The sequence below is a fragment of the Bosea sp. Tri-49 genome (genome assembly GCF_003952665.1).
In the GTDB taxonomy this organism is placed as follows: Bacteria; Pseudomonadota; Alphaproteobacteria; order Rhizobiales; family Beijerinckiaceae; genus Allobosea.
In genome coordinates this window covers 95,244-107,693 of sequence record NZ_CP017946.1, presented here as the reverse complement: position 1 = coordinate 107,693, position 12,450 = coordinate 95,244, and the positions used below count along the sequence as shown (strand labels likewise).

General features: G+C 67.1%; 14 protein-coding genes. 7 read left to right on the top strand and 7 right to left on the bottom strand.

Going from position 1 to position 12,450, the window contains the following annotated elements; genetic code table 11:
- The first annotated feature begins 153 nt into the window (after positions 1–153).
- The 3 genes from BLM15_RS00535 (at position 154) to BLM15_RS00525 (ending at position 3,006) form a co-directional block, all read left to right on the top strand.
- Positions 154–675, top strand: a complete 522-nt coding sequence (locus tag BLM15_RS00535; protein WP_126109360.1) for a MarR family winged helix-turn-helix transcriptional regulator — start codon at positions 154–156, stop codon at positions 673–675.
- A gap of 151 nt (positions 676–826) precedes the next feature.
- Positions 827–1,552 (top strand): response regulator, encoded by a 726-nt coding sequence (locus BLM15_RS00530; protein ID WP_126109358.1) that lies wholly within the window; start codon positions 827–829, stop codon positions 1,550–1,552.
- 101 nt (positions 1,553–1,653) lie between these two features.
- Entirely contained in the window at positions 1,654–3,006 is a 1,353-nt protein-coding gene (locus BLM15_RS00525) for an ATP-binding protein (protein WP_442859409.1), read from the top strand.
- A gap of 84 nt (positions 3,007–3,090) precedes the next feature.
- Here BLM15_RS00525 and BLM15_RS00520 read toward each other — a convergent pair whose 3' ends face one another.
- A complete protein-coding gene (locus BLM15_RS00520; RefSeq protein WP_126109354.1) occupies positions 3,091–3,315 on the bottom strand; it encodes a DUF1127 domain-containing protein in 225 nt (74 codons plus the stop codon).
- A gap of 105 nt (positions 3,316–3,420) precedes the next feature.
- Here BLM15_RS00520 and BLM15_RS00515 point away from each other — a divergent pair, with 105 nt between their 5' ends.
- Positions 3,421–4,344 (top strand): transcriptional regulator GcvA, encoded by a 924-nt coding sequence (locus BLM15_RS00515; RefSeq protein WP_206438586.1) that lies wholly within the window; start codon positions 3,421–3,423, stop codon positions 4,342–4,344.
- Positions 4,345–4,448: 104 nt separating this feature from the next.
- On the top strand, positions 4,449–5,132 hold the full coding sequence (locus tag BLM15_RS00510; protein WP_126109352.1) for an alpha/beta hydrolase: 684 nt from the start codon (positions 4,449–4,451) through the stop codon (positions 5,130–5,132).
- A 3-nt stretch (positions 5,133–5,135) separates the two neighbouring features.
- On the opposite strand, the gene BLM15_RS00505 is transcribed toward BLM15_RS00510, so the two are convergent.
- Positions 5,136–6,038, bottom strand: a complete 903-nt coding sequence (locus tag BLM15_RS00505) for a LysR family transcriptional regulator (RefSeq protein ID WP_126109350.1) — start codon at positions 6,036–6,038, stop codon at positions 5,136–5,138.
- Positions 6,039–6,136: 98 nt separating this feature from the next.
- Between BLM15_RS00505 and BLM15_RS00500 the strand changes: the two genes are divergently transcribed.
- Complete coding sequence (locus BLM15_RS00500; protein WP_126109348.1) at positions 6,137–6,763, top strand: glutathione S-transferase; 627 nt, start codon at positions 6,137–6,139, stop codon at positions 6,761–6,763.
- A gap of 4 nt (positions 6,764–6,767) precedes the next feature.
- A complete protein-coding gene (locus BLM15_RS00495; RefSeq protein WP_126109346.1) occupies positions 6,768–7,679 on the top strand; it encodes a pyridoxamine 5'-phosphate oxidase family protein in 912 nt (303 codons plus the stop codon).
- 9 nt (positions 7,680–7,688) lie between these two features.
- Here the strand turns inward: BLM15_RS00495 and BLM15_RS00490 are convergent, their stop codons facing one another.
- The 5 genes from BLM15_RS00490 to BLM15_RS00470 all read right to left on the bottom strand — a co-directional run bounded on the left by BLM15_RS00490 (position 7,689) and on the right by BLM15_RS00470 (position 12,331).
- Positions 7,689–8,048 (bottom strand): tRNA-binding protein, encoded by a 360-nt coding sequence (locus tag BLM15_RS00490; RefSeq protein ID WP_126109344.1) that lies wholly within the window; start codon positions 8,046–8,048, stop codon positions 7,689–7,691.
- The gene (locus BLM15_RS00485; protein ID WP_126109343.1) at positions 8,045–10,015 is read right to left on the bottom strand and encodes a methyl-accepting chemotaxis protein; all 1,971 of its coding nucleotides are present in this window, start codon (positions 10,013–10,015) and stop codon (positions 8,045–8,047) included. Before BLM15_RS00485 ends, BLM15_RS00490 begins: the two co-directional genes overlap by 4 nt.
- Positions 10,016–10,129: 114 nt before the next feature.
- Positions 10,130–10,858 (bottom strand): TetR/AcrR family transcriptional regulator, encoded by a 729-nt coding sequence (locus BLM15_RS00480; protein WP_126109341.1) that lies wholly within the window; start codon positions 10,856–10,858, stop codon positions 10,130–10,132.
- 68 nt (positions 10,859–10,926) lie between these two features.
- The gene (proC, locus tag BLM15_RS00475; RefSeq protein WP_126109339.1) at positions 10,927–11,742 is read right to left on the bottom strand and encodes a pyrroline-5-carboxylate reductase; all 816 of its coding nucleotides are present in this window, start codon (positions 11,740–11,742) and stop codon (positions 10,927–10,929) included.
- 82 nt (positions 11,743–11,824) lie between these two features.
- The gene (locus BLM15_RS00470; RefSeq protein ID WP_126109337.1) at positions 11,825–12,331 is read right to left on the bottom strand and encodes a type III secretion system chaperone family protein; all 507 of its coding nucleotides are present in this window, start codon (positions 12,329–12,331) and stop codon (positions 11,825–11,827) included.
- Positions 12,332–12,450 lie beyond the last annotated feature (119 nt).

The following is a 12,450-nucleotide window of genomic DNA, read 5'->3' as shown; positions in this document are numbered from 1 at the left end:
GCTTTTCTTGCAGGCACTCCGCCACAGGCCGGAAGGGCGTGCAAGCGCGGTATCTATGCTGCGCCGGAACCGGCACTTGCGACATAATCGGTCGCCCCGCGTGCTTGACCGGTAATCTTACGTCTGAGATATGTCAACAAGGCTGACATAAAAATGAGCGTGACGTTGAGCACACCCGTATTGCATCCAGCTCCTGCCGCGCCTCCGGAGGCGCCGCACACCGCCGTGCCCTACGACCTGATCGAGCTCTTCTTCTTCGCCTATCGCGACTTCGTCGGCGATCCAGACCGTATCCTCGCCGATTACGGCTTCGGCCGCGCCCATCACCGTGTATTGCATTTCGTCCAGCGCCGGCCGGGACTGACCATCGCCGAGTTGCTCGACATCTTGCAGATCACCAAGCAGAGCCTGAACCGGGTGCTGAAGGAGCTGGTCGAAACCGGCTTCGTTGAGTCGCGCACGGGGACGCAGGACAAGCGACAGCGCAATCTCCACGCCACCACCGCCGGCCACGAGCTCGCCGTCAGGCTGGCGCAGCTGCAGGCCAAGCGCATCAACGGCGCGCTCACTCTCGTCGGGCCCGAGGCGAGTGAGATCATTGCGCGTTATCTGGCGGCCTTGATCGACCCCGCCGAACGCACGAAGGTGCAGGATCTGCTTGCCGGCCCGCGCTGAGAACATTGCGCCCAGCAGCAGGCGTTGCAGAACGTTAGACAATGTTATCCCGGAGGCAGCGAGGCGCCGGCCTGCGCCTGGGCCGCCTGTGCTATCCTGAAGGAAAGGAACGGTGCACACAGCCGGCGCCGGAGACGAAAAAGGAGTCCAGATGGCGGCCAGCGTGCTCAAGCCAGTGCCTGACGATGCCCCGCATGTTCTGGTGGTCGACGATGACCGCCGCCTGCGCGATCTTCTGGCGCGCTTTCTCGGCGATCACGGCTACCGCGTCACCACCGCCGCCAGCGCAGCCGACGCCGATTCCCGGCTGGGCCGTCTCGTCTTCGACGCCATGGTGCTCGATGTCATGATGCCGGGCGAGAACGGTTTCGACTTCGCTCGCCGCCTGCGCCAGAGTTCGCAGGTGCCTATCCTGATGCTGACCGCCCGTGCCGACTCCAACGACCGGATCAACGGCCTGGAAATCGGCGTCGACGACTACCTCGCCAAGCCCTTCGAGCCACGCGAACTGATCCTGCGCCTCGGCAACGTTCTGAAGCGCAACGCCCAGCCCGAGGCACCCACTGCGCCGCCGCGGCCCGACTACGTCCGCTTCGGCCCCTTCATCTTCGGCCTTGCACGCGGCGAATTGCGCCAGGGCGAAGAATCGATCCGCCTGACCGAACGCGAGCGCGAGATCCTGACCGCCTTGGCCGAGCGCGCCGGCGAGCATGTCCCGCGCGAGCAGCTCGCCAACCAGGGCTCCGCCGCCAACGACCGCACCATCGACGTGCAGATCAACCGGCTGCGTCGCAAGATCGAGCGCGATCCGGCCGATCCGCTCTATCTCCAAACCGTGCGCGGCATCGGCTACCGCCTCGTCGTCGACAGGTCCTGATCGGCATGGCGGACGCTTCGCTCAGGCGTCGTCTCGTCCCGCTCGCTGCGAGGACGGTAGCGAAGCTGCGCACAGGCTGGACGAAGGCTGCATCGGCGTTCTTGACCGCGCTCAGCCCGCTGCGACGCCTGCCGGACCGGTCGCTGCGCCCGATCGCACGCATCATGCCGAAGGGGCTCTATCCGCGCGCCCTCGTCATCGTCATCGCGCCGGTCGTGCTGCTTCAGTCAGTCGTTGCCTATGTCTTCATGGAGCGGCATTGGCAGACCGTGACGCAGCGTCTGTCGTCGGCGGTCGCCTCCGAAATCTCAACCCTCATCGACGTCTATGAGAGCTATCCGCAGGATAGCCAGGCAACCATTCTTGGCCGTATCGCCGAGGATCGGCTCGGCATGGATGTCGAGATCCTGCCCGACACCGATCTGCCGGCGCCCGGCCCCCGCCCCTTCTTCTCGCTGCTCGACAGCGCGCTCTCGGCCGAGCTCGCCCAGCAGGTCAAGCGCCCGTTCTGGCTCGATACAGTCGGCCGCTCCAGCCTGATCGAGATCCGCATCAAGCTCGGCAAGGATGTGATGCGGGTGCTGACCCGGCGCAGCCAGGCCTATGCCTCGAACAGCCATATCTTCCTGCTCTGGATGATCGGCACCTCGCTGATCCTGCTCACCATCGCAGTGCTGTTCCTGCGCAACCAGATCAGGCCGATCCTGCGCCTCGCCGACGCTGCCGAAGCCTTCGGCAAGGGCCGCGACGCCGATTTCCGGCCACGCGGCGCGAGCGAGGTCCGCCGCGCCGGCAACGCCTTCATCGAGATGAAGCGCCGTGTCGAGCGCTCGATCGGCGAGCGCACCATGATGCTGAACGGCGTCAGCCACGACCTGCGCACCATCCTGACCCGCTTCAAGCTCTCCCTTGCCCTGCTCGAACGCTCGCCCGATCTCGAAGCGCTCGAGAAGGATGTCGACGAGATGAGCCGGATGCTCGAGGACTATCTCGCCTTCGCCCGTGGCGATGCCGGCGAGGCGCCGGTCGAGACCGACATCCGCGCTCTGCTCGAGACGCTCAAGGCCGATGCCGAGCGCCAGGATCACCAGACCGAGCTCACCGTCATCGGCGACCCGCTGGTCGTGGTCCGGCCCGACGCGATCCGGCGCCTGCTCACCAATCTGGTCTCGAATGCCGCGCGCTTCGGCGACCGCATCGCCATCCGCGCCACCCATGACGCGCGCTATCTGATCGTCATGGTCGATGATGACGGGCCAGGCATCGCGCCGGAGCTGCGCGAGGACGTGTTCAAGCCGTTCTTCCGGATCGACGAGGCGCGCAATGTCGATGGCGGCGGCACCGGGCTTGGCCTTGCCATCGCCCGCAACATCGCCCGTTCGCATGGCGGCGACATCATTCTTAGCGAGTCACCGCTGGGCGGCTTGCGCGCGACCGTCAGGCTGCCGGTCTGATCGAGGCTCAGTTCCGCACGCTGAACCGCCCCGGCCGCAACACTGCGATCGGGACGGCTTGGCCGTTATCGATGACGGGAGGACTTAGTGGCGCCACAGAGTCTTGCGAGCCGTGTCGTTCACCCGCTCGACGTCGCTCCGCGACAAGCCGATATCGGAGAGGGCCTGATCGTCCATGCTGTAAAGCGTGCGCGCGCTGGCCCGCTGCGTGAGCCAGTCCTCAAAGCGGAGGAACAGGCCGGTAAGCCCGTGCGCAGCGTGCTGCGTCGCGGAGAACGAAAGATTTTCTGTGGCGGTCCTGGCCGACATGGCGGCCTCCTTTGACAAGTTCTATGCCTGAGAATTTGGGGGTTGCAGCGCTCTGAAGCAAATGAGAAGTTCTTTGCCTCAGCCCAAGCAGAACTTGGCCACGTCATGATCCGCCGCCACCTGCCGCCCCTGACCTCGCTGCGTGCCTTCGAGGCTGCGGCACGGCATCTCAACTACGAGCGGGCGGGCGACGAGCTCGCCGTCACCGCCAGCGCGGTCGGCCAGCAGATCAAGACCCTCGAAGCCTGGCTTCGCCGTCCGCTCTTCACGCGCTTGCCGAGCAAGGGTGTCGCGCTGACCGCGCTCGGCCAGCGCTACGCCACCGCAATCTCGCAACTGCTCGACCAGCTCGACGAAGCCACGGCCAGGGCGCTGCGGCCTGACGCGGCCAATGTGATCACGGTCAGCACCATGCCGAGCTTCGCCTTGAGCTGGTTGATCCCGCGACTCGGCTCGCTCAAGCAGAGCCATCCTGAGCTGGAGGTGCGCATCTCGGTCTCGCTCCACCTCACCGATTTCGCCCGCGAGGATGTCGATGTTGCGGTCCGCTATGGCCAGGGCGCCTATACCGGCCTGCGCTCGGAACTCCTGATGACGGAGACGTTCTTCCCCGTCTGTAACGCGTCGCTTCTCAACGATCCCGCGCGCCCGCTGCGCCAGCCCGCGGACCTGCGCCACCACACTCTGCTGCACGAACTCGCCGAAGGCATTCCGGAATACGTGACCTGGCGGCAATGGCTCGCCTTCGCCGGCGTCGACGATATCGACGCGACGCACGGTCCGCGCTTCTCGCACACCTTCCTCGCCTTGCAGGCCGCATCCTCGGGCCAGGGCATAGCGCTCGCGACAAGCGCCCTGATCGGCGATTCTCTCGAAGCCGGGCGCCTGGTCCGACCGTTCCCACAGCAGCTGCCCGGCGCCTACCAATACTATGTCGTCTGCCCCGAAGCCGTCGCGGAGCGGCCGGCAATCGCGGCCTTCCGCAGCTGGATCCATGAAGAGGCAGCCAAGCACCTGACTTTGCGCTGACCCCGGCGCGCTTGCCCTCAAATGGGGCTGGCGTGCAGGCACCCGATTTTTCATGATCCGGGCGGGACGCGTGATCCGGCTCGAGGCCGCAGGGGATGATCGCCATGATGAGACAATTGCTGCTCGCGACGCTGTTGGCGCTGGTCCCTGGCCTTGCTTCAGCGGAGGAAGTCGTCGATCTCGGCGGCTTCTTCGGTGGCGGCAAGGCGTTGCTCAACAAGCCGGCCGGCAAGGCCCGCGCCGGAGTCGTGCTGCTGACCGGCGGCGACGGCTATATCGGCATCGGCGGCGATGGCAGCGTCGAGCGCAGCGGCAACTGGATCGTCCGGACGCGCGCCGCCTATGCCAGGAGCGGCATCGCCAGCATCACGCTCGACGGCGGCGCCGATCCGAATAAGGCGATCGAGCTGATGCGCACCATCGCGCCGCGTGTCGTTGTCGTCGCCATGAGCCGCGGCGCGCTGAAGGTGCCGGGCACGCTCTCGGCCCGGCCTGACGGCATCGTCTTCGCCTCAGCCATGCTCGATGCCACCAAGCCCTCGCTCGGCGATCCAGCCGGACTGCCCCCGACGCTGATCATCCAGCATCGCCAGGACAGCTGCCGCGTGACGCTGCCCGAATCGGCGGTCGCCTTCCAGCAATGGACCGGCAATCGCGCTCGCCTGCTCTGGATCGACGGCGGCACCTCATCCGGCGATCCCTGTCAGGCGCGCGCCTATCACGGCTTCATCGGCCGCGAGGGCGCCGTCGTTTCGGCGATCACCGGCTTCGTCGGTTCGCTGCGTTGACCTTTATCGCTCCGGTCTGATCACCGGCAGCTGCTGCAACTGCGCAGCGGCAAAATCGAGGAAGGCACGCACCTTCGGCTGGAGGTGCTGCCCGCTCGGCACGACGAGCTGGACCGGCGCTGCCGGCGGCTCCCACTCCCGCATCACCCGCACCAGCGTGCCGGCCTCGAGATCCGGCGCGACCTGGTAGGACAAGGCGCGTGCGATCCCGCGCCCGGAGCGCGCCGCGATCAACGCCGACTCGACCTCGTTGACGATCAGGCGCGGCGTCACTGTCACAGTTGCGCTGCGAGCCCCGCCGGCAAAGCGCCAGAGCATCGTCTGGCCGGCAGCGATGCTGGCGATGGTGTCGTGGTCCACCAGATCGGCCGGCCGACCCGGCGTGCCGCGGCGCTCGAGGTAGGCCGGTGCCGCGACCAGCACGCGCTTGACCTCGCCGACCTTGCGCGCGACTAATCGCGAGCTCGGCAGCGGCCCGATCCGGACCGCCAGATGCAGGCCTTCCTCGATCAGGTCGAGGTTGCGGTCGGCCAGCACCAGTTCGATCTGGATCTCAGGGTGCAGGTCGAGGAACTCGGCGACGACCGGCGTGACATGGCGCCGACCGAAGGCGAGCGGCGCGGTGACCCGGATCAGGCCGCGCATCGGCGCCGCGGTCACGCCGGAGAGCGAGGCGTCATATTCGGCAAGGATGTTGCGGGCCGACGCCGCGAGTTCCCGCCCCGCCTCGGTCGCCATCAATTGCCGGGTGGTGCGCGCGATCAACCTGACGCCGGCGCGCTCCTCAAGCGCGGCCAGCGCCCGCGTCACCGCCGGCCGCGAGCGCCTGAGCTGTCGCGCCGCGCCGGCAAGACTGCCGGTGTCGATGATCGCCACGAAGATGGCGAGTTCGTCGAGCCGATCCATGATCATTCCATCAGAGGGAATTCTGATTTGCCAACCTATCAGCTATCGCTCAATTTCTGAAACAATCACAGTCCGCCTTGCACAATCGCGAGGCCCGGATGACCCAAGCCAAGATCACGCTGCACGGCACCGCCCTGTCGGGCCACACCCACCGCGTCGAGCTCTTGCTGCGCGCGCTCGGGCTTGATTTCGACTTCGTTCCGGCCCCGGCAGATGTGCGCCGCAGCGAGGCGTTCCGAACCAATCTCAACCCGCTCGGCCAGATCCCGGTGCTGCAGGACGGCGATCTCACCCTCGCCGACAGCAATGCGATCCTGGTCTACCTGGCGAAGCGCTACGCACCGCAGAGCGACTGGTTTCCGGCCGAGCCGGTCGCAGCCGCGCAGGTGCAGCGCTGGCTCTCGATCGCCGCCGGCGAGGTCATGCACGGCCCGTCGATCGCCCGGATGATCGCGCAGTTCGGCTTCCCCGACGATCCGGTACGGGCCGAGCGTATCGCTGTCCGGCTGCTCGCCTTCATGGAAGGGCATCTCGCTGGTCGCAGCTATCTCGCCGCCGAACACCCGACCCTCGCCGACCTCGCTTGTTATTCCTATGTGGCGCACGCACCGGAAGGCGGCATTCCGCTCGATCCCTATCCAGCAGTGCGGGCCTGGATCGCACGTATCGAGGCCCTGCCCTTCTTCAAGCCGATCCCGCCATCACCCATCCCTGTGAAAGGCTGACGCCATGGACGCCTCTCCGTTCCACGAAGGCGAGCTGGAGGCACAGGTGCGTGCCGGCGAGAGTTCGCGCGGGGCTGGCATTCGCGAGTTCATGCCGGACCAGCACCGCGATTTCTTCGCGCTGCTGCCCTACCTTTTTGCTGCCGGCCGCGATGCGCGGGGCAAGCCGATCGCGACGATTCTCACCGGGCCGGAAGGCTTCGTCTCTAGCCCGGCGCCGGATGCGCTCGCTATCGCTGCCCTGCCCGGCCCCGACGATCCGGCCAATGCTGCGCTGAGCGCAGGCGCGCCGATCGGCCTGCTCGGGCTCGATCTGCGCACCCGCCGTCGCAACCGCGCCAACGGCATCATCAGCGAGCGTGATGGCAGCGGGCTCAAGGTGGCGGTAAGCCAGAGTTTCGGGAACTGCGCCAAGTACATCCAGGTCCGGCAGCACGAATTCGCTCCGACGTCTGCGCCTACGACCGAAGAACTCGGCGGTCTCGACGCGGCAGCCAGCGCCCTGATCGCGCAGTCGGACACGCTCTTCATCGCCAGCGGCTCGGACAGCGGACTCGACGTCTCGCATCGCGGTGGCAGGCCGGGCTTCGTCCGGATCGAGGGCGGACGGCTGACGGTGCCGGATTTCGCCGGCAACAGCTACTTCAACACCTTCGGCAATCTGCTGCGCGAGCCCGCGACGTCCCTGCTCTTCATCGACTTCGCGAAGGGCGACGTGTTGCAGCTGCAGGGGATGGCGGAGATCGTCTGGGACGGACCGGAGTTGGCCGGGCTCGACGGCGCCAAGCGGCTCATGCATGTCGAGATGACGCGCGCCTGGCGGCGCAAGGCGGCGCTGCCCTTGCGCTGGACCGAGCCCGAGCTGGCGCCGACCACGCTGGCGACCGGGACCTGGCGGCACTACGAGGCCGCCTGACGGGCGGCCTCAGAAGAGGCGCCCGCCCTTGGGCACGTCGAGCGACGGGCCGATCAGCACGACCTCGCCGTCGCTATCCGGCACGCCCAATGTCAGCACCTCCGACATGAACTTGCCGATCTGGCGCGGCGGGAAGTTCACCACCGCCAGCACCTGCCGGCCCGGGAGGTCCTCGGGCCGGTAGTGCCTGGTGATCTGCGCCGATGATTTCTTGCGGCCGATCGTGCCGCCGAAATCGATCACCAGCTTGATCGCCGGCTTGCGCGCTTCGGGAAAGGGAGCGGCCTCGACGATGGTGCCGACACGGATGTCGACCTTGAGGAAATCATCGAAGCCGATCTCCGCGGCGATCTCGGCAGGCTCGCTCAAAATTCCTCCCAGCCGCGATCGCCGCCATTGGCGACCTTGCGCGCGGCGCTGCCATGAGACTGGACGGGCGCGGCGGCGCGCGCCAGGCGCGGCGCAGGCGCCGCAGCCTTGGCCATCTTGCCCGCCATCGTCTTCAAGGCAACCACGTCGCCGCCGAGCCGGAAGCGCCCGACCAGCGCCGCAAGCCTGTCGGCCTCCTGGGCGAGCGCCTGCGAGGCTGCGGTCGACTGCTCGGCCATGGCGGCGTTCTGCTGCGTCGCCTGGTCCATCTCGTTGACCGCAGTGTTGACCTCCTGCAGCCCGGTCGCCTGCTCCTGGGCGGCCGAGGCGATCTCGGCGACCAGCGAGGTGACGCGGGTGATCTCACCCGACATGCGGCCGAGCGCGCTGCCGGTCTGGCCGACGAGGGCGACGCCCTTCTCGACCTCGATGGATGAGGCGGTGATCAGGCCCTTGATCTCCTTGGCCGCTTCCGCCGAGCGCTGCGCCAGCGCCCGGACCTCGGAGGCGACGACGGCGAAGCCCTTGCCGGCATCGCCCGCACGTGCCGCCTCGACCGAGGCGTTGAGCGCAAGCAGGTTGGTCTGGAAGGCGATCTCATCGATCACGCCGACGATCTGCGAGATCTCCTCAGCCGATTTCTCGATGCCGCCCATCGCCGCGACCGCATCGCGGACGATCTCGCCCGACTGCTCGGCCTCACCCTTGACCTGGCTGGTGGCGAGGCTCGCCTGACGCGCGCCCTCGGCGGTCTGGCGCACCGTCGCGGTCAGCTGGTCGAGCGCGGTCGCGGTCTCCTCGACCGAGGAGGCCTGCTGCTCGGTGCGGCTGGCAAGGTCGTCAGCGGCCTGGCTGATTTCACCGGCGCCCGCCTTCATGCTCTCGGTGTTCGTCGCGATCTGGCGCATCGTCTCTTCCAGATGCGCCATCGCCGCGTTGAAGTCGTTCTTGAGCTTGGCGTATTCAGCGCTGAAGGACGCCTCGATGCGATAGGTCAGGTCACCCTCGGTCAGGCGCTCCAGCCCCGCGCCGAGCGCGTCGACGACAACGGCTTGCTTCTTGGCCTCCTCGCCGCGCTGCGCCTCGTTGAGGCTGCGCTGCGTATCGGCTGCCCGGCGCTGCTCGCCGGCATCGGCTTCAGCCTGGGTCTTCTCGGCTTCAACCTGCTGCTTCATCAGCGCCGCATCGCGGAAGATGACGAGGGCACGCGCCATGCTGCCGACCTCGTCCTGGCGCTCCTGATAGGCGATCGGCGCCTTGAGATCGCCAGCAGCCAGCGCGCTCATATTGCCGGCGACCGCACGCAACATCCCGGAAGCGCGGCGGCTCAGCATGATGACGAGACCGAGCAGCAGCAGCGCCAGCGGCACCAGCACCACAGCGACGTCCTTGATCATGCCGTAGAAGGCCACGTCGACGGCATGGACATGCATGCCGGTGCCGATCGCCCACTGCCATTTCGGCACGCCGGCCACATACGAGATCTTCGGCGAGGGATCCTTGTCGCCGCCCTTCACCCACATATAGTCGGCGAAACCGGCGCCCTTCAGCCGCGCCGTATCGGTCAGTTCCTTGACGAAGAGCTTGCCGGTCGGGTCCTTGAGCGCCGACATGTCGGTGCCGACCAGCTTCGGGTTCGCATGGGCGATGTTCGTGCCGTCATAGCGGATCACGAAGAAGTAGTTGCCGTCATCGAAGCGGGCATTGGCGATGGCGTCGAGCGCAAGCTTCTGCGCGTCGGCGTCCTTGAGCTCACCCTTCTCCACCTTCGCCACATAGGCGTTCACCGTGGAGGCAGCGGCCTCGACCGCGTTCTTCACTTCGGCCCGCTTCAGATCGAGCATGTCGATCCGGGCCTGGCGCAAGGTGATGGCGACGCTCGCGACGGCGACGACAGCGGCCAGAATTGCAATCAGCCCAAATGACCGGCCGATCGACAGCGCAGTAAGCTTCTTCAGCAGTGACATGGTCGCCCCTCGCGAACGTGATTCTTCACATTCGCAAGGCTTGGCTAATACCTGCTTAACACTGTCACTTTTTTGCCACAATCGGTGGTTGCCGACCGCAACCGCCGATTGTGATCAGATCGCCGGAGCGTAATCGTCGCCTTCCTCGCCGCGCATGCGCTCGCGCCGCGGCGTGCGCCGGACGCCGGAGCAGAGCGAACGCGCCAGGCCGCGCAGCGGTGCCGTCAACCGGTGGACATCCTCGACGCGCGCCATAATCTGACCTGCCGTCTTCAGCTCGCGGTCGAGCTTCGCCATGGTGCGCGACAGCTCCGGCTCGTCATCCTCCAGCCAGGTGTCGAGCACGCGCGCCATCAGCAGCGTCGCCCCCCTGACCCGGACGGAGCCGAGATCGTCCTCGGTCGGGATTCCGGCCGAAGCGAGCAGATAGCGCCAAGAGTTCACGGAGTTGCGCCCAAGTGCAGCGAGCGCCAAGGGCTGGCGCCGCAGATGCGGCATCAGCGCCTTCAGCCCGGACTTATAGGGTGCAAGTGCATCGAGCCGGCGCATCACCAAGTCGAAGACGCGCTCCTTGTAGGATTCCTCCGCCAGATCGTCGGAACTGCCAGCGAGGACCGCATCGTCGAGGATGCGACCGAGGCCGCCGAGGATCGCGAGCTTGGAGGGGAAGAGGCCGCGCAGTTCACCGAGGCTGACCCCAGCTTCGCGAGCGATCGCTGGCAGTTCGATCTCGTCCCAGCTCTGCGTCGCCGCCAACCGGAACAGAGCATCGACCACGGCGCGCCGCGGATCGGGTTTCGCGGCGGGTTTCTCAGTCTCAGGGGAAACGGGTTTGCGCGCCATCGGCTTCTCTCCTGTCGCGAACTGATGGAGAGAAGCTAGGCCTTGCGCGGGCTGGTTGAAAGGCCGCCTCAGCCGGAAAGCTCCTCGGCGCGGCGTTTGGCGGCAGCGACCGCGCGTCGCATCAGCGGCGCGAGGCCATTATCGGCCATCAACACTTCGAGCGCGGCAGCGGTCGTGCCCCCAGGCGAGGTCACGTTCTGGCGCAATGTCGCCGGCGGCAAGGGCGACTGGAACAGCATCTCGCCCGCGCCTTCGACGGTGGCGCGCGCCAGCCGCTCGGCGAGGTCGGCCGGCAGCCCCGCCGCGGTGCCTGCCGCCGCCAGGCACTCGACCATGTTGAAGACATAGGCCGGGCCCGAGCCCGAGACGGCAGTGACGGCATCGATCAGCCCTTCATCCGAGAGCCACTCGACCTTGCCCACTCCCGCGAGCAGTGCATCAGCCAGTTGTTGCTGTGCCTCACTCACGCCCTTGCCCGCAGCTGCAGCAGTGACACCGCGCTTGACCGAGGCCGGCAGGTTCGGCATGGCGCGGATGACCGCACCGGCATTGGGGAGGCGAGCCGCGAGGTCTCCGAGCGTCTTGCCGGCAAGGATCGAGATCAGCAGCGTCTTCGGGCCGATCAGCGCCTGGACGGCGGGCGCGGCCGTGTCGAGCATCTGCGGCTTGGTCGCCAGCACCACCACCTCGGCGGCCGCTGGCGCAGGCGGGTTGACGCTCATGCCCTCGGCGGCGGCGAGAGCTTGCATGTCATCCGAGATATGCGGGTCGATCAGCGTGATCCCCGCCCCTTTCACGCCGATGCGCAGCCAACCCTCGAGCATGGCGCCGCCCATCTTGCCGGCACCGACGAGGGTGAGGGTTTGCGGAAGCGGGCTGGGCATGGCGTCTCTCCGGTCGATGCGCGTTACGCACGGACCTGAACCGCCAAGCGCGGCCCGGGTCAAGCCCGGGCCCGGCCGGACTTCACGCTTCGCCGACCGTCTCCAGCAGCGCGCCTTCGAGCGCCTCGCGCGCGCTCTTGCCGGCCCAGACCACGAACTGGAAGGCCTGGTAATAGCGCTCGCAGGCGTCGATCGCCGCCTTGATCAGCCCGGCGGCTTGCTCCTCGGTCGGCTCGGCCCCGCCCGAGAGCAGAAGTGCGTGGCGATACATCACCACGTTCTCGCGGCTCCAGAGGTCGAAATGCCCGAGCCAGAGCTGCTCGTTGACGAGGCTGACGAGGTTCATCACCTCGTTGCGGCGCCGGTCCGGCACCTTGAGGTCGAAGGCGCAGGCGATGTGAAGGGATTCCACCTCGGAGAGCCAGGTGATCGCAACATGGTAGTCGGCCCAGCCACCGGTCACGGAAACGGAGAGCTCGTCGTCGCTGTCGCGATCGAAGCTCCAATCGTTCAGCGCGGCCAGGCGTTCGACGAGATCGAGGGGGTTAGAGGGGCGTTCGGTATCGGCGTCCAGGTCAAGGTCCATCATGCCCAAGGTCCAACAGCCGGCATCCAAACCTTCAAGGCAGGCGCGGCTTGTCTGAGAACGGGTACACGGCGACTGGAAAAGCGTAAGGCACACAACCCGACAAGAAAGCCGCTGGGCGG